At 43.7% G+C, this 24,780-nt stretch carries 20 protein-coding genes; 8 read left to right on the forward strand and 12 right to left on the reverse strand.

Annotated features, from left to right (window positions below):
* Nucleotides 1-2: 2 nt before the first annotated feature.
* From BUC01_RS00335 to aroQ, 3 genes are all read right to left on the reverse strand, one after another.
* Nucleotides 3-632 carry an O-methyltransferase gene (locus BUC01_RS00335; RefSeq protein WP_025831037.1) on the reverse strand — a complete coding sequence of 210 codons (630 nt, stop codon included), beginning with the start codon at nt 630-632 and terminating at the stop codon, nt 3-5.
* Nucleotides 633-726: 94 nt separating this feature from the next.
* On the reverse strand, nt 727-2,184 hold the full coding sequence (pyk, locus tag BUC01_RS00340; RefSeq protein ID WP_025831038.1) for a pyruvate kinase: 1,458 nt from the start codon (nt 2,182-2,184) through the stop codon (nt 727-729).
* 80 nt (nt 2,185-2,264) lie between these two features.
* The gene (gene aroQ / locus BUC01_RS00345; RefSeq protein ID WP_025831039.1) at nt 2,265-2,687 is read right to left on the reverse strand and encodes a type II 3-dehydroquinate dehydratase; all 423 of its coding nucleotides are present in this window, start codon (nt 2,685-2,687) and stop codon (nt 2,265-2,267) included.
* A gap of 98 nt (nt 2,688-2,785) precedes the next feature.
* Between aroQ and xerD the strand changes: the two genes are divergently transcribed.
* The 8 genes from xerD to BUC01_RS00385 all read left to right on the forward strand — a co-directional run bounded on the left by xerD (nt 2,786) and on the right by BUC01_RS00385 (nt 16,362).
* Nucleotides 2,786-3,736 carry a site-specific tyrosine recombinase XerD gene (gene xerD, locus BUC01_RS00350; protein ID WP_025831040.1) on the forward strand — a complete coding sequence of 317 codons (951 nt, stop codon included), beginning with the start codon at nt 2,786-2,788 and terminating at the stop codon, nt 3,734-3,736.
* Nucleotides 3,737-3,875: 139 nt separating this feature from the next.
* Nucleotides 3,876-5,567: a tetratricopeptide repeat protein gene (locus tag BUC01_RS00355; protein ID WP_025831041.1), complete on the forward strand. Its 1,692-nt coding sequence runs from the start codon at nt 3,876-3,878 to the stop codon at nt 5,565-5,567.
* A gap of 144 nt (nt 5,568-5,711) precedes the next feature.
* Entirely contained in the window at nt 5,712-6,773 is a 1,062-nt protein-coding gene (locus BUC01_RS00360) for a TlpA disulfide reductase family protein (protein ID WP_073312375.1), read from the forward strand.
* A 43-nt stretch (nt 6,774-6,816) separates the two neighbouring features.
* A complete protein-coding gene (locus BUC01_RS00365; protein WP_073312377.1) occupies nt 6,817-8,355 on the forward strand; it encodes a YifB family Mg chelatase-like AAA ATPase in 1,539 nt (512 codons plus the stop codon).
* 393 nt (nt 8,356-8,748) lie between these two features.
* A complete protein-coding gene (locus BUC01_RS00370; RefSeq protein ID WP_025831042.1) occupies nt 8,749-11,769 on the forward strand; it encodes a SusC/RagA family TonB-linked outer membrane protein in 3,021 nt (1,006 codons plus the stop codon).
* Between the two features lie 22 nt (nt 11,770-11,791).
* Nucleotides 11,792-13,420, forward strand: coding sequence for a RagB/SusD family nutrient uptake outer membrane protein (locus BUC01_RS00375; RefSeq protein WP_025831043.1), 1,629 nt, complete (start codon nt 11,792-11,794; stop codon nt 13,418-13,420).
* A gap of 111 nt (nt 13,421-13,531) precedes the next feature.
* Entirely contained in the window at nt 13,532-15,805 is a 2,274-nt protein-coding gene (locus BUC01_RS00380) for a GH92 family glycosyl hydrolase (protein WP_025831044.1), read from the forward strand.
* The gene (locus BUC01_RS00385) at nt 15,805-16,362 is read left to right on the forward strand and encodes a hypothetical protein (RefSeq protein WP_025831045.1); all 558 of its coding nucleotides are present in this window, start codon (nt 15,805-15,807) and stop codon (nt 16,360-16,362) included. Before BUC01_RS00380 ends, BUC01_RS00385 begins: the two co-directional genes overlap by 1 nt.
* Before the next feature lie 83 nt (nt 16,363-16,445).
* Here the strand turns inward: BUC01_RS00385 and BUC01_RS00390 are convergent, their stop codons facing one another.
* From BUC01_RS00390 to BUC01_RS00430, 9 genes are all read right to left on the reverse strand, one after another.
* Nucleotides 16,446-16,892, reverse strand: a complete 447-nt coding sequence (locus tag BUC01_RS00390; protein ID WP_025831046.1) for a hypothetical protein — start codon at nt 16,890-16,892, stop codon at nt 16,446-16,448.
* 6 nt (nt 16,893-16,898) lie between these two features.
* Nucleotides 16,899-18,821 carry a hypothetical protein gene (locus tag BUC01_RS00395; protein ID WP_025831047.1) on the reverse strand — a complete coding sequence of 641 codons (1,923 nt, stop codon included), beginning with the start codon at nt 18,819-18,821 and terminating at the stop codon, nt 16,899-16,901.
* A gap of 29 nt (nt 18,822-18,850) precedes the next feature.
* A complete protein-coding gene (gene lepB, locus BUC01_RS00400; protein WP_034524106.1) occupies nt 18,851-19,582 on the reverse strand; it encodes a signal peptidase I in 732 nt (243 codons plus the stop codon).
* An 18-nt stretch (nt 19,583-19,600) separates the two neighbouring features.
* Nucleotides 19,601-19,849 carry a 6-bladed beta-propeller gene (locus BUC01_RS00405; protein WP_025831049.1) on the reverse strand — a complete coding sequence of 83 codons (249 nt, stop codon included), beginning with the start codon at nt 19,847-19,849 and terminating at the stop codon, nt 19,601-19,603.
* A gap of 185 nt (nt 19,850-20,034) precedes the next feature.
* Nucleotides 20,035-20,595: a hypothetical protein gene (locus BUC01_RS24880; RefSeq protein ID WP_025831050.1), complete on the reverse strand. Its 561-nt coding sequence runs from the start codon at nt 20,593-20,595 to the stop codon at nt 20,035-20,037.
* Entirely contained in the window at nt 20,579-21,739 is a 1,161-nt protein-coding gene (locus tag BUC01_RS00415; protein ID WP_244895719.1) for a 6-bladed beta-propeller, read from the reverse strand. The genes BUC01_RS24880 and BUC01_RS00415 overlap by 17 nt, the downstream gene beginning before the upstream one ends.
* Before the next feature lie 80 nt (nt 21,740-21,819).
* Nucleotides 21,820-22,203 carry a hypothetical protein gene (locus BUC01_RS00420; protein ID WP_025831052.1) on the reverse strand — a complete coding sequence of 128 codons (384 nt, stop codon included), beginning with the start codon at nt 22,201-22,203 and terminating at the stop codon, nt 21,820-21,822.
* 31 nt (nt 22,204-22,234) lie between these two features.
* Nucleotides 22,235-24,019: an O-antigen ligase family protein gene (locus BUC01_RS00425; RefSeq protein ID WP_025831053.1), complete on the reverse strand. Its 1,785-nt coding sequence runs from the start codon at nt 24,017-24,019 to the stop codon at nt 22,235-22,237.
* Between the two features lie 164 nt (nt 24,020-24,183).
* On the reverse strand, nt 24,184-24,579 hold the full coding sequence (locus BUC01_RS00430) for a hypothetical protein (protein WP_025831054.1): 396 nt from the start codon (nt 24,577-24,579) through the stop codon (nt 24,184-24,186).
* Nucleotides 24,580-24,780 lie beyond the last annotated feature (201 nt).

Here is a 24,780-nt window from a genome sequence, read left to right on the forward strand (position 1 = left end):
GGTTATTTTTTACGAATAATCGTCAGCCCGTCACGCAAAGGAAGAATCACCTTTTCCACCCGTGAATCTTGTGCAATAAGATCATTAAAGGCCTTAATGCCTATGGTCTGCAAATCAGTGCGATGCGGTTGTTCTTCGAGGACATGGCCGTCCCACAAAGTATTATCAGCAATGATATAACCACCATCAGAGAGACGTGGCAATACCATCTCATAATATTCTATATACTTACGCTTATCACCGTCAACAAAGGCAAGATCAAAAGTGACGTCAAGTTGCGGAATCATCTCCAGTGCATCACCTATATAGAATTTAATTTTGTCTGCATAAGCGGAATTCTCCAACCAGGGACGGGTGAAGTCTTCCTGTTCATCATTGATTTCGAATGTATACAGCATCCCGTCTTCCGCCAGTCCCTCGGCCATGCAAAGAGCGGAATAACCGCTGTAAGTGCCTATCTCCAAAATACGACGGGGACGTATCATTTTAACGAACATCTTCAGCATACGCCCTTGCAAATGTCCCGACGCCATGCGCGGATACAGCAACTTAATATGCGTATCCCGATAAAGGGCTTTCAGATATTCACCCTCATCATCAATATGCCGCAAAATATATTCGTCTATGGTCATAAGAATTGAAAATTGAAAATTGGAAATTGACAATTACTTTGCAACATAACCGCGCAGCCTAATTGTCAATTTTCAATTATCAATTGCTAATTGATTAAAGGTATCTGTTTTTATTCGGCAATACACTTTCTTCGGAATACTTCAAAGCATCTCCTACGACGTTTATTTCGAGGAATGAAGTGTGCGTTCCGGCTTTACCACTACTCAGATAGCCTACCATATCGGTTTCAGACAAACGACCTTCTTTCAACAGACGGCGCAAAGCAGCGAAGTAGTATTCCTGTCCGTTGGCAAGCTCTGGCATGTAGATAGCTTCCACACCATAAGAAAGAGCCAGGTGGCGCATTGTTTTTTCCTTATAACAAATGGCGAGCACCGGATATTTACCACGGAAAGCGGCAAGGTTGCGTGCAGTGCGTCCGCTGTAACTGTCGGTAATGATGGCGCGTATCTTCAATTTTGAAGTAGCTTTTACAGCTTGTTTTGCCAGGAAGGCGGTCACATCATTACTGTTTTCATCCAGCGGAATGCGGATGTCATTATCAGCCAGTTTATCTTTTTCTGCCTGTGCGGCAACTTTCGTCATCGTTTTCACGGCATCCAACGGATATTTACCGTAAGCCGTTTCACCGCTCAACATCAAAGCATCCGTACGATAATAGATTGCATTGGCGATATCCGTTACTTCTGCACGGGTAGGACGCGGATTTGTAATCATTGTATGGAGCATCTGGGTAGCTACGATTACCGGTTTCTTAGCCAGAATGCACTTGCGGATAAGCAAACGCTGGATACCGGGGATACGTTCCTGCGGCACTTCAATGCCCAAGTCACCACGAGCCACCATCACACCGTCGGCCACTTCCAGAATTTCATCGATGTTATCCACACCTTCCTGATTTTCAATCTTGGCAATGATGCGGATGTCACTGTTGTGGGCATCCAGAATTTCCTGTATATCCAGAACATCCTGTTTATTACGTACAAAAGAATGAGCTATGAAATCGATGTCTTTCTCGATAGCATAAAGAATGTTATTGCGGTCTTTCTCCGTCAGTGAAGGAAGGTTGATACGTACACCGGGTACATTGACGCTCTTACGACTTCCCAGCGTAGCTTCATTCTGCACCTCACATACCAGATATTCGGGAGTCTTATCAACAACTATCATTTCCAGATCACCATCGTCGATAAGTATATGAACTCCAATCGATACATCATGCACAAAATTAGGATAAGAAACAGAAATGCATTCGCGGGTAGTGGAAAGATCAGGATTGCCCACCACTTTCACCCGGTCTCCTATCTTATAAGATATGGGGTCATCACTGATAGTGGTGCGAACTTCCGGACCTTTGGTATCCATCAGGATAGCGATGCGGTTGGACACCGCACGAACATTAGTAATCAACTTCTCAAGTCCATCATATCCAAGATGCGCCGTGTTCATACGCACCACGTTCATACCGGCTTCAAACAAGCCTTTTATAAAATCAACCTCACAACGTTTATCTGAAATAGTTGCAACGATTTTCGTCTGTTTCAATAACATAAGCTCAATTTAATTATGAATTTTGAATAATGAATTGTCAGCGCAATGATGCTGCACAGTCATTCATCACTTATAATTTATCATTTATCATTAGTCAACGCTTCGAGCGCCAAGCGGTAGGAATTTAGTCCGAAACCGCAAATCACACCTTTACAGGCGCAGGCAATCATAGACACATGGCGGAAAGCCTCGCGGGCATGCACGTTGGAAATATGCACCTCGATAACCGGAGAAGTAACCGAACGGATGGCATCCTGCAAAGCGATGGAGGTATGGGTGTAAGCACCTGCGTTCAGAATGATTCCATCCACCTCAAAACCGGTTTGCTGAATTTTGTCTATCAGCTCTCCCTCAATGTTTGACTGAAAATAGTCTATCTGCACATCGGCATACTTCTTGCGGAGTTCGGCAAGGTAATCCTCAAAAGTAACACTGCCGTAAATGGAAGGTTCACGCTTACCCAGTAGATTGATATTCGGGCCGTTAATTATTTGTATCCTCATAACACAATTTTTTATACCTTTGTCCCGGAAGTATCAGCTTCGTATCTGACACGAAACGAATACCACCTGTTTTTGCGGTGCAAAGGTAGAAAAAAGAAATGAAATTAGACGAAAAAACAAGAAATAAGGAGAAGGAAGCACTGATAATCAGAAAGTACCGGCAATATCTGAAGCTGGAAAAAGCCCTTTCTGCCAATACACTCGACGCTTACCTGACGGACCTTGGCAAACTGCTTCGTTTTCTTGACGCAGAGAAGATCAGTATGCTCGAAGTCAGCCTGGACGACCTGCAACGTTTTGCTGCCGGATTACATGACATCGGCATCCATCCCCGTTCGCAGGCACGCATCATTTCAGGGATAAAATCGTTCCTCCACTTCCTTGTCATAGCGGATTATCGGGAAGACGACCCCAGTGAATTGCTTGAAGGTCCCAAAATAGGTTTCAAAATACCGGAAGTGCTCACCGTAGAAGAGATAGATACCATCATCTCCACCGTAGACCTGAGCAAGAAAGAAGGGCAACGCAACCGGGCCATCCTGGAAACCCTGTACAGTTGCGGGTTACGCGTATCGGAGCTGTGCAGTCTGAAACTATCCGAGCTCTACTTTGACGAAGGTTTTATCAAAGTAGAAGGAAAGGGCAGCAAACAACGCCTGGTCCCCATCTCCCCCCGTGCCATCAAAGAAATCAAGAACTGGCTGATAGACCGCAACCTCGGAAAAATAAAGAAAGGATTTGAAGATTATGTCTTCCTTGCCCGATGGGGAAACAGCATCTCCCGCATCATGGTTTTCCACCTGATTAAGGAGTTGGCGGAAAAGGCCGGCATCACCAAAAATATCAGTCCCCATACCTTCCGTCATTCCTTCGCCACGCACCTGCTCGAAGGTGGCGCCAACCTCCGTGCCATCCAATGTATGCTGGGTCATGAGTCCATTGTAACCACGGAAATTTATACGCATATCGACCGCAAGATGTTGCGCAGTGAAATCATTGAGCACCATCCCCGGAACATTAAGTTCCGAAAAGAGCGAGGATTTCATTAAATTATAATAAAATTAGCCATCCATTTCATAATCTGACAAGAGATTTAATATCTTTGTGAGCCCATTACCTTAGTGGTAATGGGCACTGAGAGAAACCAATAGACTAATTTCAATTACAAACAATTAATTTATACCTAAGATGACTAAGAAATTGTATCTGCCTTTGTTAATGGCACTGGTTGTTGCTCTTTCATCATGTAGCAGCAAGATGGGTGAGTTATCCTCTGATTACTTCACCGTTACTCCACAGGTTCTTGAAGCCGTAGGCGGCAAAGTACCGGCCACAATCAACGGAAAATTCCCCGAAAAGTATTTCAACAAGAAAGCTGTAGTAGAAGTGACTCCGGTTCTGAAATGGAACGGTGGAGAAGCTAAAGGACAGCCTGCAGTATTCCAGGGAGAAAAAGTAGAAGGTAACGACCAGACTATCTCTTACAAGATGGGCGGCAACTACACCATGAAGACTTCTTTCGACTATGTTCCTGAGATGGCTAAATCTGAACTGTATCTGGAGTTTAAAGCCACTATCGGTAGCAAAACAGTTACTATTCCTGCTGTGAAGGTAGCTGACGGTGTGATTTCCACCTCTGAATTTGTTGAGCAAACGTTGAGCAGCGCCAACCCCGCTAACGGTGACGACGCTTTCCAACGCATCATCAAAGAGAAACACGATGCTAACATCATGTTCTTGATCCAGCAAGCTAACGTTCGCGCCAGCGAATTGAAGACCGCTAAGGAATTCAACGAAGAAGTAAAGAACGTAGACGGTGCCGTAAACAAGAAGATCAGCAACATCGAAGTTTCTGCCTACGCATCTCCCGATGGTGGTGTAAGCCTGAACACTAAACTGGCTGAAAACCGCCAGGACAACACTGCAAAGGTTATCAACCAAAACCTGAAGAAAGCAAAAGTAGACGCAGCTATCGATACTAAATACACTGCTCAGGACTGGGAAGGTTTCCAGGAACTGGTATCTAAATCAAATATCCAGGACAAGGAACTGATTCTTCGCGTTCTGTCTATGTACTCTGATCCTGAACAAAGAGAACAGGAAATCAAAAACATCTCTTCTGTTTACAAAACACTGGCTGACGAAGTATTGCCGCAATTGCGTCGTTCTCGTTTGACTTTGAACTACGAAATCATCGGTAAGTCTGACGAAGAAATCACTAACCTGGCAAACTCTGATGCTAAGCAGCTGAATATCGAAGAATTGCTGTATGCTGCAACGCTGACTAACGACCCGGCTAAACAAGAAGCTATCTATATGAAAGCTACTCAGATTTACCCGAACGACTACCGTGCATACAACAACTTAGGTAAATTGGCTTATCAGGCTGGTAACCTTGACAAAGCTGAAAGCTACTTCAAGAAAGCCGCTTCTCTGAACAACGCCGCTGAAGTTAACATGAACTTGGGTCTGATTGCTCTGAACAAGGGTGACAAGGCAGCTGCTGAATCTTATCTGAGCAAAGCTTCCGGTGCTAAAGAACTGAACGAAGCTCTGGGTAACCTGTACATTGCTCAAGGTCAGTATGACAAGGCTGTAAACGCATTCGGCAGCACAAAAACCAACAGTGCAGCTTTGGCACAAATCCTGGCTAAGGACTACAACAAAGCTAAGAGCACATTGGCAAGTGTAGAAAAACCGGACGCTTATACTGAATATCTGATGGCTGTATTGGGTGCAAGAACTAACAATGCTTCTATGGTAACCAGCAGTTTGAAGAGCGCTGTAGCAAAAGATCCGTCATTGGCTAAGAAAGCTGCTTCTGACTTGGAATTTGCTAAGTACTTCACTAATTCAGATTTCATGAGCATCATCCAGTAAGAATTCTTACTAATTTAATTAGTGTTTTCATAATAATAAGATTTAATTATAAGACAACTATGGGATGCCCGACATTGAGAAATGTCGGGCATTTCTTTTTTATTATCCGCAAAAGCCGTACTTTCGCAAAAAAGTATTAGGACAATGAAGAAAGCCTGCCTGTTATATCTTTTATTAATCGGCCTGTCTGCCTGTGGCGGAAAGAAGACTGATGCCGTCAGCCTCAACGGCGAAATCAAGGGATTGGGGAGTGATACTCTATATTTATATGGTGCGGACAGAATGTACGACCGCATGGACACACTGATAGTTGAAAAGGATAAATTCTCCGCCACACTTACTGTGGACACACTGGTATCCACTATCCTGCTATTCAGCGACGGCACGGAATATCCGCTTTACCTGAATAAAGGAGATAAAATACAGATAAAAGGCTCTAACGCAGAATTATCCGCATTACAGATAAACGGCAATGTGCCTAATACGGAATTGACCACTTTCAATCAGGAACTGAAGGGATTGGGCACGCCATCCGTAAAGGCTTTGGAAGAAAAAGCCGAGAATTTCATTAAGAATCATCCCTCTTCATTAGCCAGCATCTACTTATTGGATAAATACTTTGTTCAGGCTTTGCAACCGGACATAGAACGCATCAAAATGTTGGCAGACGGCATGACCGGAGAGTTGAAAGACCGCCCGTATATGCAGGCGCTGTTAAGCCAGATCGATGAAGATGAAAAGGTAGCCGTCGGAAAAACGGCACCTTACTTCCGCCTGCGCAATGTGGAGGGCAAAGAAATAACCCGTTCCACTCTGAAAGACCAATACCTGTTAATACAGTTTTGGGCTTCGTGGGACACCATCAGCCGGGAACAGAACGCTATGTTCCGCCGCATTTATAAAAAGGAGCAGAAGAATAAAGACTTCACACTGATTGGCGTATCACTTGATTTAGATAAAGACAAGTGGAAAGAAACCATCAAAACCGATACACTGAAATGGGAGCAAACCTGTGACTTCGCCGGCTGGAACGGAGAAGTTGTCAAGCAATTCGCCATACAAAAGCTTCCTGCCAACCTGCTTCTCAGCCCTACCGGAAAGATAGAAGGAAAAGACCTGAACGAAAAGGCAATTGAAAAGAAAGTGAAAGAAATACAGGAAGAAAAAGAAAAGAAAGAAGCGGCAAAGAAAAAGAACAAACGATAAGGTCCCCGCTAATCATCAATAATTAATAATTAAAATAAGACACGTGCTAATCAAAGTTTTCGGAGCGGCTGTACAAGGCATTGATGCAACCCTCATCACAATTGAAGTAAACAGTTCGAGAGGTTGCATGCTCTATCTTGTCGGACTGCCGGACTCCGCTGTCAAGGAGAGCCATCAGCGTATCATCTCCGCATTGCAGGTAAACGGTTACCGGATACCGACCAGTAACATTGTCATCAACATGGCACCTGCCGATATCCGGAAAGAAGGTTCCGCTTATGATTTACCTCTTGCCATCGGTATGCTTGCTGCCGGAGAAGTTATCCAATCGGAGAAATTAAACCGCTATCTGATGATGGGTGAGTTGAGTCTGGACGGAAGTCTGCAACCCATTAAAGGCGCTCTTCCCATAGCTATCAAAGCCCGGGAGTTAGGATTCGAGGGAATTATTGTGCCCTGTCAGAATGCCCGTGAAGCGGCAGTAGTCAATAATATCAAGGTATATGGAGTTGAAAATATTAAGGAGGTAATTGAGTTCTTCAATGGTAAACAGGAACTTATCCCTACCATTGTAAACACCCGCGAAGAGTTTTATGCCCGGCAAAGCAGCTTTGACCTGGACTTCTCCGATGTAAAGGGACAGGAAAACGTGAAACGTGCACTGGAAGTTGCCTCGGCCGGCGGACACAATATTATTCTCATCGGTGCCCCGGGCAGCGGAAAGTCTATGCTTGCCAAACGTCTCCCTTCCATCCTTCCCCCCTTGTCTTTAGGAGAAAGCCTTGAAACCACGAAGATACATTCCGTTGCGGGAAAGCTGCAAGAGAATGCAGGACTTATCTCAAAACGTCCGTTCCGCGATCCACACCATACCATTTCAACGGTGGCCATGACGGGTGGAGGCAGTTATCCGCAACCGGGAGAAATCAGTCTTGCCCATAATGGAATCCTGTTTCTGGACGAATTGCCGGAATTTAATCGAAGTGTATTGGAAGTACTCCGCCAACCGTTGGAGGACCGAAAAATTACGATCTCCCGTGTGAAAAGCAATGTAGAATATCCTGCCAGTTTTATGTTGGTAGCTTCTATGAATCCATGCCCCTGCGGATATTACAACCATCCTACGAAAGCCTGCGTATGCAGTCCGGGGCAGGTACAGAAATACCTGAACCGTATATCCGGTCCCCTGCTCGACCGCATCGACCTGCAAATCGAGGTTGTGCCCGTTCCTTTTGAGAAGATGTCCGATGCACGACCGGGCGAGGCCAGCGCTGTGATACGCGAACGCGTGATACAGGCGCGACAAATCCAAGAAAACAGGTATGCAGATCTTCCCGGAATTTACTGCAATGCACAAATGACCAGTAAATTGCTCGCCCTTTATGCCCGCCCGGATGATAAAGGTCTCGCACTGCTGAAAAATGCAATGAACCGTCTCAATCTTTCTGCCCGCGCCTACGACCGTATACTGAAAGTGGCACGCACCATTGCTGACCTCGAAAACAGTGAGTTCATACAGTCTTCGCATCTCGCAGAAGCCATCGGCTACAGGAATCTGGATAGGGAAGACTGGGCAGGATAAACACAGAAAAAGAGCATAGTTCACTATTTTCCCCCTATTTTGCATCATTTTCTCCCTGTTTTACACTCCATTCGCTTAGTTTTGCGGTAATCAAAATCTAAAATACTATGGAGGCAAAGACATTTTTCCGTTTTTTCCCTAAGCTGGTACCTATAATTAAGGACGGCATGGAGACTCTACCCTTATTCTTTACATTACATCCGATTAAGGATTGTAATATAAAGCAAATTTCTATTTATCATCACCCTACCAACATTCTGTATATCAAAATATTACAATAAACTTGTAATATACATGAAATATATTTGCAATAGGCTAAGCCTACTTTTGCAGCCGAAATAATATTCATAAATATAGAGAAAAAGAGATTATTTATAACTAAAACTTTATTTTATGCTGAATGTACAATTAAAAAGAAAGAGAACATTTACACAAAGCGTGCTCTTTGTAGTGTTCTTGCTAAGTAGTACCTTAGCATTCGCCCAAACCAAGGTGACGGGTACTGTAACAGACAAGACAGGTGAACCGCTGGCAGGCGTCAATGTATTAGAAAAAGGTACAACCAACGGGTGTATCACCGACCTTGACGGTAAATACTCTATAGAAGCGAAAAGAGGGCAAACTCTTATCTTTACTTTCATCGGCTTTACTAAAAAAGAAGTGCCAATCAATCAAAGCACTATTAATGTGGTAATGGAAGAAGACTCCCAGACTTTGGATGAAGTGGTAGTTGTGGGGTATGGCAGCATGACACGTAAAGATGTCACCAGTTCTATTACGACGGTGAAAGCAGAAGATTTGAACGTAGGCGTCTATACTAATCCGGCGCAACTGCTACAAGGAAAAGTTCCGGGATTGACCATTGCCAATACCAGTGACCCTAATGGCTCGGCATCTATCTCTCTGCGTGGTACATCTTCTTTACGCGAGGGTGCAGCCATGGAACCATACTACGTAATTGACGGTGTTCCGGGAGTCAGTCTCTCACTTATTGCTCCCGAAGACATTGAAAGCATCGATGTTCTCCGTGACGCCAGTGCAACGGCCATTTATGGTTCAAAAGCTGCCAATGGTGTAATTATTGTCACCACTAAGAAAGGTACTAAAAATGGCAAAACCAATGTAAACTACAGCGGTTATGTAGCCATAGACAACACCTTGAAAACTCTGGATATGATGTCTGCCGGTGAACTGTTGTCATATGCCAATGCAAATAATGTCGACCTTTCCCCCTACTACGATGTAAACAACCCGGCCGACACCAATTGGCAGGATGAAGTGTTGCGTTCCGGTTTCAGCCACAATCATAATATTTCCATCAATGGTGGCAATGAAAAGACTACCTATAGTGCATCTCTCAACTATATTGATCGGGAAGGTGTTGTAAGGGGCACCTCAATGGATCGTATCACAGCCCGTTCTTTCTTACAAACCAAGACGTTGAAAGATCACCTAGATCTATCTTTCAGTGTCAATGCAAGTATTACCAACAAGCAGACAGCATCCACCGAAAACCAGGGACGCAGTGTGCTGGATGCCATGTATTACTATAACCCACTGGTTCCCGTAAAGAATGAAGATGGTTCCTGGTACGCCAACACAAGTATCTCACAAAGTTATAATCCATTGTCAATGGTCTATGAAGACCAATATAAAACGAAAGAGAAAATGTTGCAGGGTATTGCCAAAGCAACCCTCCACATCATTGACGGGCTGGACTGGAATCTGAATCTTTCTTATCAGAACGAACAGTATATCTATAGCAATTATAATACTACACAGTCTCAATTACCCAACATATCTTCCCGCCACGGACAGGCTTCACGGAGCACAAAGGAAAACATCAAGAAACAGATGGAAACCTACATCAATTACAATCACGTCTTTGCCGATAAACACAAATTAGGTCTAATGGCCGGTTATTCTTGGGAACAGAATGATGATAACGATGGATTCGGTCTGACCGCATACAACTTCTATGACGATTACCTGAAGTATTACAATATGGGATTAGCCAACAATATGGATATCGACGGCATCAACAGCGACCACATACTTTCTACTCTGCGTATGATTTCATTCTATGGCCGCGTGAACTACAGCTATAACAGCAAATACCTGTTCCAAGCCACCATACGCCGCGATGGTTCTTCCGCATTCGGTAAGAATAACCGCTGGGGTACATTCCCTTCCGTATCACTGGCATGGCGCATCACAGAAGAAGATTTCATGAAGAATCAAAAAATATTTGATGACTTGAAGTTCCGCATAGGTTATGGTGTGAGCGGTAACTCGTTGGGATTTGATGCCTACACCGCACAACAGACTTACGGTGCATCGGGATGGTTCACTTATGTGGATCCCATCACAGGTTCATCCTCCAGCTACCGTACACTGGCCGCCACAAAAAATGCCAATCCAGACCTGAAATGGGAACGCACAGGTATGTTTAATGTCGGCATTGACTTCGGATTCTTCAACAACCGACTGACCGGTACTATCGAATACTACGACAAGCGCACGAAAGACTTGATTTATGATTATACAGTCTCTACCAACCGCTATCCCTACGGCACAATGATTGCTAATGTCGGAGAAATCAGTAATAAGGGTATTGAACTGACAATCAACGCTACCCCTGTAGTAACAAGAAATTTCACTTGGAGTACTACTTTGAACATCTCGCATAACAAGAATAATGTAGAGTCATTATCCAACGATACTTACTCGGTAGATTATCGTGATTACGGTAACCCCGATTTGGGAGGTTATGCCACCACCAATGTGCAACGCCTGATGCCAGGCAGTCCTGTAGGTCAGTTCTACGTTTGGGAATGGGCAGGTTATAACGAGGAAGGCGGTTCCATTTTCAATGACTATGACGAAAACGGCAATCTGATAGGTACCACTGACGCACCTAATGACGGAGATCGCCGCAAAGCCGGTTCAGCGCAACCTAAGGTTACTTTCGGATGGAACAATACTTTCAATTATAAGAATTGGTCGTTGACCGCCTTTTTCCAAGGCATTACAGGAAACAAGATATTTAATGCTACACGTGCCTTCTACAACAACGTAACCTTGCTCAATACAGGTAAAAATGTTCTTAGTGAAGTAGCCACTATGCAAAAGGCTACCGACACCCGTGCACAAGCTCCATCCGACCGTTATATTGAGAATGGTTCCTATTTCCGTATGGCTTCACTCTCACTGGGATACGACTTTGGCAAGTTAGGTGACTGGGTGAACAGTTTAAAAGTTTATGCAACTTGCAACAACGTATTTACATTGACCGGTTATAAAGGAGTTGACCCTGAAATCAACCTGGGTGGTTTGCAGCCTGGTATTGATTGGCGTAATACAACCTATCCCCGTACCCGTACTTTTATGTTTGGTGTGAACATTAACTTCTAACCCTTTAAAAGAAGATATAAATATGAAAACAAGATATATTTTTTCCGGTGCCCTACTGGCACTTGCAACCGTCAGTTGCACCGATTTGGATGTGGATATCAAGTCTGTTTATACAGAATATCCTGCCGATTCGGAGATTGCTATAGAAGCCAGAATCAGCAATGCCTATTTCGCATTCCGTGATGCTCTTGGCCGCCGCTACGATGAAGGTATTTCATGTAATTCTGATGAATATACAGCAGTCAGTTTCGGTGGAGACTACTTAAATGACCGTGACATGGCTAACTTCTCGCTTCACAGTGTAGACCAGGATGCATGTAAAAACCAGTTAAATGTATATAGCGATATTCAAGGAGGCATTACTAAATGTAACCAGATCCTCATGGATTTAGGTGATGATAATGTATCTGTTTCAGCTCCTGTACGTGCAGCACGCGCTTTCTACACTTTTCTGTTAATGGATAACTGGGGTGATACTCCCATTATCGACTACCATCTATTAGGAGCAGACGGAGTTGTTGAACGTTCTCCACGTGCTGACGTAGCCCGTTGGATTGAATCCGAGTTATTGGCTGTACGTAATAACTGTCCGACAGAAGTTTCCACTTCTACCTATGGCACACCTACTCGTTGGATGGTAGACGCTCTTCTTGCCAAACTATACATCAACTGGAATGTCTATACGCAAGATGTCACCAGCGCCAGCTGGTCATCCACTGCTGCCAATGAGAAACTGAATGATTGTGTTGCAGCGTGTGATGATGTAATAAAATCCGGTTTGTTTGATTTGAGCGATGATTATAAGAGGAAGTTCATGTACGATAATGGCCCCCACATCAAAGATTTCATCTATGCAATGCCATTCGATGCCATTACCCAGCCAGGTATGACGTATGCTCGTTTCCGCACTTGGCGTCAAGGACAAAAGAACAACGGTTTTTACTCTGTCCCATTGGCTTCTTCCGTAGGCGGCAACATGGCTCTAACTCCGGAATTTGCAGAATTGTTCTGTCTGCCGGGTGACCGCCGTAATGACGTGATTGCCGGTGACGCAAATACAGAGACATTCGATGTTTATCAATATGATGCCACAACCGGTGAAAAGACAAATATACGCAACACTTACCAAGGCACTCCTGTCGTCTTCACCAAAAAAATCACGATTATTGCAGAATATGGAGCAGACCTTAACACTGGTAAAGATTTAAACGGATGGGTACAAGGATATAAATCCATCAAATTCTTCCCTAACGTAGAAGAAGTGAATGCCCATAGTCGTAATCAGAGCAACGACATACCTATCTTCCGTTACGCGGACATCCTGCTGATGAAGTGCGAAGCCATCGTTCGTGGCGCATCTGCCACCAATGGAGATACTCCTCAGAGTCTGTTCAATCAGATTCGTTCATATGTAAACGCACCCACTATTTCTGCGGCACCGTCCCTGCAGGATATTTTGGATGAGCGTGGTCGTGAGTTCTTAGATGAACACTGGCGTCGTAATGACTTAATTCGTTTCGGCGATTTTGAACGCGAATGGGGCTTCAAGCATCTGAACCCAAACGCCAATGCTTTGACCAATCGCTTATTACCCTTAAGCCGTGACGTATTGAATGTCAATACCAACTGGGAACAAAATAACGGGTACTAAGTAATTGTTTTCTTTTAGAGTTTCTAAACCCCAAAGCCCCGCATTGCAACCGATACACCCAAACCAGTCGGTTGCAGTGCCCGGCTTTTACCATTAAAAAAACAACAGCCAATGAAAAGCAAATTGCTCGTACTATCTGTCCTGTCACTGTTCGCTGCAAACATCTTTGCACAGGACACCGGACTTACCAATTACGTCGATCCACGCATCGGTTCCGAAGGACTGGGGCGCGTCTTCATCGGCCCTTCCTGCCCCTATGGAATGGTGAAGCCCTCACCCGATTGCACCCCACGCCCCAACAGCGGCTGGTTGCCCATGCCCGAACAAGTAGACGGTTTCTCCCAGATACACGTCAGCGGAACCGGCGGCGGACCTAAGTACGGCAACATCCTTGTGATGCCTTTTGGCGATGGTATGGACCGAATAAAACATATCGACCACCGCAAGGACGAAACCATCAAATTAGGATATTACTCCACCCGGTTCCACTCTTCCGGCATCCGTACCGAAATAACCACTGCATCCCGTGCCTCCTTCTACCGCTTCACTTATCCCGCAGACTCCCTGAAGTCATTGGCTATTGATGCCGGATTCTTCCTGGGAGAAAACCCCGTACCCGATGCACGCGAAGCGCAACAATTCGTCGGTTCCGAAGTACAAATCATCTCCGACCATGAAGTCACTGGCTATACCCGTATCCGTGGCGGTTGGAACAACGGGCGTGCCTATACCGTATACTTCTATGCGGAAACAGACCAGCCTTTCGAGCATACCGCTACCTGGAAAGCGGATAAAATCACAGATGAGAAATCACAGTACGACTCGCACCAGAAAACCGGAGCCTTACTGCGTTTCGCTTCTTCCGCCGATGTAGTACAACTGAAAGTGGGCATTTCATTCCTCAGCTCCCAGAAAGCACGCCGGAATGCACACTCCGATATTCCCCATTGGTCATTCGAGACTGTGCACCGGCAACTCTTAAGCCAGTGGGAAGACCTCTTGCGCAGAATTGAAATATCTCCCCGCACACCCGAAGCACAGAAACGCATGTTCTACACCGGCCTCTACCACACCATGATTATGCCCGTAGACCGTAGCGGTGAGAATCCGCTTTGGGCAGATGATGAACCTTATTATGATGACTTCTACGCCATCTGGGACACCTACCGCACCTCTTCCCCCCTGATCACACTGATAGACCCGAAACGCGAAACTGACATCGTCCGTTCGCTCATCAACATCTACAAGCGCGACGGCTACATGCCCGATGCCCGCAGCGGTAATTGCAACGGGCGTACACAAGGCGGTTCCAACGCAGAAATAGTAATTGCCGATGCTTTCGTAAAAGGTCTGGAAGGCATAGATTACGAACTCGGCCTGCAAGCCATGCTGAAAGATGCGACCGTTGACCCCGGCGACCGCCATGAAGCGGAAGGCCGTGGCGGGCTAACCTCTTATCTGCAACTCGGCTATATCCCCTACGGCACCCCGCGTGCCGGAAACCGTACCGTCGAGTATTCCTACTGCGACTATGCCATCGCTCTCGTAGCCAAAGGTTTAGGCAAGGAAGACCTGTACCGCCATTATCTGAAACAATCTGGAAATTGGAAGAACCTGTGGCGTGCAGACTATGAACATGCCGGAGCAAAAGGCTTCATCCTGCCCCGTGATGAAAAAGGGAACTGGCTGGACGAAATCACCTTTGGTAAATCCAATATACAGAAACCGACCTTCACCTATACCCCCGTCACCTTCGAAGGCCCGTGGTACACTCCCTGGTGGGATATGTTCTTCTACGAGGCTTCTTCCTGGGAATACTCACTGAGCATTCCGCACGACGTTCCGGGACTGATAGAAGCGTGCGGAGGCGCAGAGAAGTTCGAAGAACGCCTGGACATCTTCTTCGACCAGGGCTTTTTCAATGTGAACAACGAACCGTCTTTCCTCTCTCCTTGCCTGTATCACTGGATAGGAAAACCGCACCGGAGCAGCGACCGTATCCGTGAAATCATCGGTAAAAACTACAATGACGGACCTGTCGGACTACCCGGCAACGACGATTCGGGAGCAATGTCCTCCTGGCTCGCTTTCCACATGATCGGGCTTTACCCGAATGCCGGACAGGATTATTACCTCATCAACACACCTTTGCTGGAAGCAACCACTTTCAGGCTGGATAACGGGAAGACATTCCGGGTGTCCGCCCAGGGGGGTTCGGAAAAAAACAGATACATACAATCCATATCACTGAATGGAAAAGATTATCCCTACTCTGCCATACGCCACAAAGATATTATAGCCGGTGGTGAACTGATATTGAAAATGGGAAAGAAACCGGGTGAATGGGGTAAGCAACTATTGTCGAACGAAGAAAACAAGAAGTAATGAAGAAGTATATAATTCTATCCATCGTGCTATGCCTGGGATTCACAGGAAACCTATTGGCACAAAGCATCGTTCCCGATACGCTCCTGTTTGTATTCAAGCTGCACGGGCAGACGCGGAAGTATGAGATGTCCTTCCGCGAGAAGCAGGATTCCCTCTACCTGTATTGGGGAATAGAACGTAATCTGAAATGGCAGTCGGGCAGCTACGCCATGAGTCCGGAGTCCATCAGCTGGGGCACGCGTCTCAGCTTCCTGCAACCCGAAGACGGTAAACACGTGAAACTCTCTCCGGAAGAAACCGTTTACGTCCTCTCCCACTCGGCCTACAAGCAACTGAAAGAACAGCATTCATTCGTCTACAACCGGACAACATACTCCGTTCAGGAAAGAAATGAACAGGCTTTAGGCTATCCGCTCATTCATGTGAAAGATGCTATGGAAGGGGGTGAGATGTGGATACTGGACAATCCGAAACTTCCGCTGGTATGGAGGATGAGGGAGAATCCGTTAGGGATTAACTGGGAAGTAAGTATTCCTGAACCGTCTTCCCTATAAAAATGCTATTCATTACATAATTCCCTTATGCAAAAGGAGGTTGTGTCAAAAAACTTTCAGAATCCGTCATCCTTTCCATCCGTTCAACTGCGTGAAAGGTACTGTATATAAATATCCAGACTATCCATAGCAGATAAAGCCAATTTAGTCTTCATACGTTGTTTAGCCTTTAACACTGATCGGGGAGTTATATTAAAAAGAATTGAAATTGTTTTATTACTCAATCGGGCACGAACCAGATAACACAATTTCAATTCTCGAATATTCAATTGATAGGAAACTAAATCTTCTGACAAGCACCCACCATAAAACATATCTATAACAGTAAACAAGTGGCACCATTCTTCCTCACTTCTCACAATACCATAAGATGGAGCCCGATGAAGCCTCAGCAACTGCCCCATGGCCAACATCAAAGAAGAAGAACAGTCCGCCAGAATCAATGTCTGCTGATAATCCCTCAGTTGCCTTGTCAGTTGTTTATTCCGATGCAACAGACAAGCATTCAGATTTTTATCATAGGTATTCATAACTGATTATAATGTCACCGGCTTCGCCTGATTGCTGACAAACACCTGCACTCCATTCTCTATATGAAACACCTGTTCCTCCTCTCCTCTGGTCAGGCAATGCAGATGAAACAACGCCCCTCTCGGCATATTGTCGTAAATCAACCACGGCTCAGTCGCAGTTTTCCGACCCAGGGAGACCCAGCCCTCCTTGCCTCCGTGATAGAACAATTCATATTCATCCCCGATGCGTATAAAATTATCATCATTACGCGGCATAAATACAAAACTGTCCACCGTTGTCAACTTTCCGTAATCCAAAACGAGTACTCCTCCCTTTTCCACAGAGCTATAAAAGGTAAGCGGATTGTCGTCATAAGATTTCTGCCATACACGCCTGATGTTATCCGGCTTTGCACCACTCACAGCCTGTGGTTCCAACTTCTTCCCATTATTGTAACAGACTAACTCCGCCACTTCCAAACCTTTTTCCTTATCCGCTTTGAGACGCATATAACGGAACTTTACAGGAAGATTCAATGTAACAATATTATGCGCAATGCGCAGAGTATCTCCTATCCTGTAGCTGTATAGCACCCGCTGAAAGTCCTTCGTATCGGAGAACTCAACACAGCATCCTGCCATGTCGTTGAGCCAATCCCGCTGCCAGAAGAACAGAGGATTCTTGCGCAATAAGCACACAGTATCCCGTCGTGATAAATCTGCTGCATAGGGAATGTTTTTCTTCCCGTCAAAAAAGAAAGGATAATCAGTGGCAGAATACTTCTTGCCATGGTAACTCATCGGCACATAAATCACCTCTGACTCCACATGAGGGAACACCGCTTCGCCATCCTCTATCTCCGCCATATCAATACCTATCCAACCATGAGGATTGAATACTCCCAAGAAAGCATATTTGTCATAGTCTTTCTCCGCAACCGACATCCGTAGCGTATCCTGATAATAATTTTCGGAGACATCCTTACGGTATAAGTCCTTAAAGAATGAAGGAATCCGTTTGTCCTCCCAAATATCTTGCAGCTTCTCCCGCTGACTGCCAAAGCATTGGCGGGAAGCCTTCCCCGACTTACGTAGATCAGAGTATACCGAGTCACGTATGGCATCCTGCTCAGTAAACCAAAAACCTACATACCGCCCGGTGGTATCCTTCACCACATTCCATGTATGCCCCTTGCGGGTTTCGGAAGAATAAACATACATATCTGTGGCAATAGGGATGCCCAAGGCACGGTAGACATATAATGCGAAATCACAAGCATCTGCACACATGCCCACCCTATGCTCCATCAGGAACGAAGCCTCCAAATGTGGGAAACGGTAATCCCAGCAATAGACGAACCCTTCCTTGCGTAATGCATGTGCCACAGTATCGGTTGCCACTATCACATCACTACCCGTATAAATTGAGTCCAACAGATAAGCATACTTCTCCTCATATTTTTTTCTCCAATCATCCAACGGCTCGTTCTGTACACGGTAAGGAAGAAGCAATTCACAGAATTCATCGAAAGTAACCTCCTTATTCCAGGGACGTTTTTTCCAGGCACGGAAAGCACGTTCAATATTGTTTATCAGATATTCCGCAGTGATTACTTTCGAGTCATATACTTTCTCCATCTTCTCAAAGTTGAAACTCTTCCAGTAATCAGACTCTTCGGGAAGAGCCACCTTTTCTTCTTTATACTTCACCAAAGTCCTTTTCACCGAGTCAACCGCCTCCCCCCGGTAGGCATAGTAGTGTGGCATATTTTCTATCAAAAAACGTGCCGCAGCATACTTCTCACCATCATGCTTATAAAAATCCAGCACTTTCTCCAGTTCCCCCCGGTTCTCTCCGGCAAACTGCAAAGCCTGTTCCAGCCGCTTATTGTCGGAACAAGCCGCCAGCAAACAAAGTATCAAGCCACCAATCAAAATCTTCTTCATCACTAATTACTAATCGTTAATCACCAACTTCATAATTTCTTAAACATTCTTTCCCAACGGATTCTCCCGGTTTCCGGTTCTTTAGAAAACCATGTAAACAGTCCTACTCCCAAAATAAAGTCTTCCGGTAATATCCCCCAGAAGCGTGAATCGTAAGAATCCGCATAGTTATCACCACGCATAAAGTAGTAGTTGCATTTGAAACGGTAATTATGCATCACCGTATCAGCATGTATCACAGCATCTTTCATCAGTTTCGGCATTAGTCCTGTCTCATACTCTATACAACGATTATAGTGGCTGAAATTCGCGGAATCTATTACCAATACCTCGCCTTGATGGGGAAGATATACACTGTCCGTCCCTTCATTCCACTGCCAGCAGTAAGTATTTCCCGGCGTGGCCACACAACGTTTACAGAAGTACAGGTCGAAACTCATCATCATTCTTTCTTCTCCTTTGGAATAGGGGAAGTTAAACACCGCTACATCTCCTTTTTGCACTTCACGCGTTCCCTCCCTCCGCTGCACGATGTAATGCTCAGAACGTACGTCATCTTTCTTTATCTCCCGCCTACCAGGAATGCGCAGAGAAACGACAATGTAATCTCCTGCCGTTAAGGTGGGGGACATAGAATAAGTGGGGATGACACAAGACGTCACCAAGTAAAGGCGGATGAACACATATATCTGGAAAAGGCCGAAGCATCCGAAGGCACTCCAGCCAATCCTTCTCAATATGTGTTTAGCTTTTAAGTTCATAAGCATTCGAATATGATACTAAGATACAGGATACTCACCGAAACCATTGCCCACAGTCTGAAGCCTCGTCACTAATTTCCCAGTCTTATCAAAGACATGGATAGCCTTACTCACATTATCCGACACATAAATCAGATTATTCTGATAAACCATCTTGATCATCTCTCCAATCAGGCAATCATCACGAGTTTCTAACGATATGACCAGCACACTGTCTTCCACCATAGAGGAATAGTCTAACTCATCGCCCACTTTGTTCCAATCCAATCGGATTGAGATTATTGCTGTGTCAGACTCTCCTTTATTTCGTGTCTAACAACTTGTAAATATCAATATACAAACTTAATATTTCATGTCCACTATACATTGAGGTTTAACAATTAGTCAGCTAACAACAATATACAGCACATCCACCATTTTCAGATATTTCTTCACTATGATTTATCCCTCTATTATTTCATTTGCCTTTTTACACCGCTAAGATATATACGCGTTATATTTTGCTTGTTCTTTTGAGGAAAGAATAAAGATCTGATCCCCCCTGCTTCATCTGTATAAACAAAAAATCTTTGTTCCAATCCATTTCCTCTATGAAATGGAAACTTTATAGAATCTACAGGAATACTCATATATTTAAAGTCATGAAGCTTATTTCTATAAACTATTTGATTTGTACGACTCATCCTATATACAGGAAGCAATAGAACCCTGTCCCTTCCTATCTCTTTCTGAATTTCATATAACTCTGCCAAATCCTGATATATACATTCATCACACATATCTTCTGAGAAACAATATATCAAAACATTCTTTTCTGGAAAAACAGTCGAACTTATACCCTCTATTGACACTTGTTTTAACATATCTACAGAGTATGTTACATAAGATGATAACAATTCCATTTTTCCATATGATTTTTTTAACTCACAATCCTTCTTTACATATATATAAGCAAACAATGCAATACAGATTACAATAAATATCTGAAATGTTCTCTTAATCCTTGTATTCATAATAGAGTATAATAGGATTTGAGTCCTCATTTGATTTCTCTATACTTTCTCCATTGATCAGTCTATCTGATATATTCTTCTCTTTTATAAAATATTTCAACTCACTCAGATTCTCATTTGGGACATAATAATAAACCCCTGTTTCATTTGCCAATAAAAACTTAGGCACCTGAAAATGGTCAGGAATCACTCGATATAAAATATCATCTGTTACTAGAGAATATACAGAAGTTGTCCGTCTATTCTCATCGTATCGAACAAAACTACTAATTCGACTCATACAGTTAAAATACAACATGGAATTGTGCTCAAAAATATTTGATATCTGATAATATTTATTCTGGGCAGATAAACGAGTTAATAAAGATATCATATGCTTACTACGCAACCTTGGATTAGAGGTCGTTTCTTTTTCTTCTTCTAGAATATCTTCTTCTTGTATCAATCGCTCACTTTTTATCGCTAAAAAAGGGAATACTTCATTCTCCTTTATACACATAACAGAATCCATCAGACCTAGAACAAACAAATCCTCGTTCTCCTTTATTTTATAGAAAATATTGCCATGCATAAATTCATTATTCCAACCTTTATTATAAGATGCCGCATCCAGCCATTGGGCTATTTTTTTCCCCGACTCAACATCTATCTGGTATAATAAATAATAAGTGTTCTCCTTCTTTTCATTTCTGTTAGAGGCTTGTACTGCATATAAATACCCACCATTATAGTTAATATAATCAATACTAATACTTTGATCCACCTGTATGTTTTTCTTATAAGAACCTAAAACTATATCATATATATAAATTCTGTTCTTAATCATATCATATATGTAGATTTCACCTGCATCAGTGTTAATTGTAAAATCCCTACAACTGACATACTCACCCGGACCAACACCTAGATTACCGAATTTACGCACAAAGCTACCATCTTTCTGAAAAGCATATAGCCCTTGTGCCTTACGATCCAACAGGTATAACTTATCTTTATAAACAAGCATTTTACTAATTTCAGTCAATATAGCGTCTTTATTATCCAAAGCAATAGCTGTTACTTTTTCATAAAGGTCAGAATACTTAAATTCAGATGTACTCATACTATCCAAATCAGCAATAAATATAGTTCCTCTTTCTGCCATACGATTCTCATAACATGAAAACAAAATAATAGGCAAAATACAAAACACTATTTTTCTAATTATAGAATATGTAATTTTCATCACTGTCCACAGCTTTTAGGAGTAATATATTCATCATGTTTTATCATGCTACCTTCACAATCATAAAAATAATACTCAACTCCATCACTACAACTACCCAATTTTTTGCCTTCACATGTATAAGTAATAGTAACACGAGCATACATTTTTATACCACGGCAATCCTGCATCGATACATCGCCCACAGTAAAAGTATGACACGGAGTTTGGTCGTTTCCACCTTCTCCACTTCCTCCTTCACCCGAACCACCTTCACCAATTGCCGCCAACGATGTCATCGCCAAATCACTGGAATGCTCTGTGTCCAGCACTACTTTTACATTCAGCGCAGATACCGCGCACAACACGACCGTAAACACGATCAATTTCAGATTTTTCTTCATAATCTCTTAAAAAATTAAATTAATAATTAGTTTATTTATAACGACTTAGCAACTGCTTCATCTCCTTCCTCATCTCATCAACGGCCCTAGAATGCACTTTGGGAGATTTAGTCATGACAATGGTAGCCATTTGCTTCGCTTTTTCTTGATTCAAAAACTTAGGTTCAACATAGAGTTTTGCCAACAAATAGTAAGGATAAAGACGCTCCGGAGCCAACAGTAACGATTGCTCAAAACAATGTTCCGCTGACCGATAATAGCCTGCCGACTGATAATAGCGCCCCTGTATATTCCAAATATCAAAATTGCAACTTACCTGCTTTGCACGCTCCAATATTTTGCAGGCATCCAGAGATCTACCTTCGGAATAGAGTGAACCGGCATAGCTCTTCAAAAAATCCGGATGGTAGTTCAAACGGGAATAGAGACGTTCGTAGCCCGTGGAAGCGACATCATAAACTTGACTATAAGACAGTATATTGGCCTTATACCATTGTTCGCCAAGTTCACCCAAATTGCGTAGTTTATAGATACCGATGCCAGCACCGCCACAGAGCAATACGGAAAGTGCCAGTGCCAATAAATTCTTTTTCCCATCGGCTTGCTTTTCTTTCTCTTCTTCAGACGCACATGCTACTTCTTCCTTCGATATACATGCCGCTGAAAACACAACACCCGCTATGCCGAAAGGAAGTATTTGTAAAGGATAAGAGGAAAAAGCGAATACCGCCAGTGAAAACAATGCACCGCAAAAATCGTATCGCTTGTGGGCAATCCCCTGCCTGAAGACTGATATGCCGAACGACAGGATGAACAGCAGCAAGATGCCTCCGCCCTCCACCAAGGATTGCAGATATTCATTAAAAGTATATTCCGCGTAGCCTGCAACCCTCTTTTCGTCTACTGTTCCTTTGCCTGCCGCAAAATATGCGGCCTGCACCTTGCCATACACCATCTGGAAGCTACCCGGACCATAGCCAATGAGTGGCTGTTCCGCTATGGCGGTACAAGTGTTCTTCCAGATAAAAAGTCTTCCTCGTGCCGAATCCGCTTTCAACTGGAAAAGCAGTACACAAACCAATGCCGCAAGAACGCAAACAGAAGTTACATATCCGACCGCTTTACGAGGTGTTCGCTTTGCAAAGTTTCTAAACGCCGTCCACCAATCCTTATGCATTCCCAATACCCACAGCAGGCTAACAACTATCGCCACCCACGCCGAACGGCTCATAGCGGCAGGAATAATGCAAAGCATTAAGGCGAATGCTCCCCACCAACAATAGCGTTGCCAACCTTTAGCCAACAACAGATGGTGCAGGCAGACAGGAAGCAGCATTACCAAGTAGCCCGAATAAGGCCCGGGATTGAAGAACGGCCCGGTGATGCGATATAGGAAATGGTTGGAATGGCAAAAACCGTAAAGTTGTAATAACCCCCAACCTGCCAACAGACAACCGATTCCGACAATTCCCACCGATACCATCTTCTTTGATGCCTGCGGAGAGGAAAGAATAATGCGCGATATATACCATAATAGCAATAGCAAGGCAGCATAGATTACCTTCCAATCAGCTAAATGCAGTTGATAATCATACCTGACCAGATAATAAATAACCCCGGCAGTAATCAGTCCGTCCGGCAGTGTAAGCCGGAAACTATTTCCTTTCAGCATCGACAGCGCCAATGCCAGCAGACCCGCTATCCCCACACTTACCGTAAAAGGAAAGAGCAGGAAGAAACAATCATTTGCTCCATAATCTATAAAAGTACTGCAAAGCACTCCGCAGAGTATAATGGTTGAAATGAATCGTAACATAGCTTTCTGTTTTTTTAAATAATCTGTTGACAAAGGAAAATATGTTTGTCTGTTTATCCTATTTTCTGAGTTAACAAAAAGTTGACATTTTCATTTTAAACATACATAGAGTTTACAGCCGAGTTAACAATTAGCACATAACACACTATAAATGAACAACATAATCAAAGTGACCTTATAAACTCATCCAGCTTCTGAGGACTGCCATCTTCCCAAAAGATTTTTTCATATAACCTCCTGCGTGTTGCAGAAATGGATGCTTTGGTGTGATTTGTCAATTCTACTTGATTATTCGTGCAAAGCAAAATTTCCTTTTGCTTCCAAATCTGTTCTTCCAAAGCATTTTTCATTTGCTTAATGTCCAGCAATTCACTTTCCAGATTTGCGATTCGGCTCTCCCTTTCTTCGATGGATTGGGCACTTTTGTGCTGAAACCGATAAAAAAGGAGAACAGACAGACAGAACACAACTAAGTATGGAGTGTCGTGATAGAGACAAAGAACAAGCAGTAATACTGCCACAAGAAGATAGAATAAGTAGTAAAGTGTCTTATCTTTCATAGCTTTTTAAAGTTAACCAATTTTCAACAAAGGTAAACAATATATAGGCACCATATCCTCCCTTTTTATTCAACAAGCGGGTAGAGCAAAAGCCTCATTTCAGCAATGCACTATAAAACAAGATATTGCATTTCTGCCAAGAAAGTAAAGATGTAGTCAAAAAAGAGGGTTGATGTATATTTGATGTATTATCTCCGCTAC

Source organism: Bacteroides stercorirosoris (genome assembly GCF_900142015.1).
Classification (GTDB): domain Bacteria; phylum Bacteroidota; class Bacteroidia; order Bacteroidales; family Bacteroidaceae; genus Bacteroides; species Bacteroides stercorirosoris.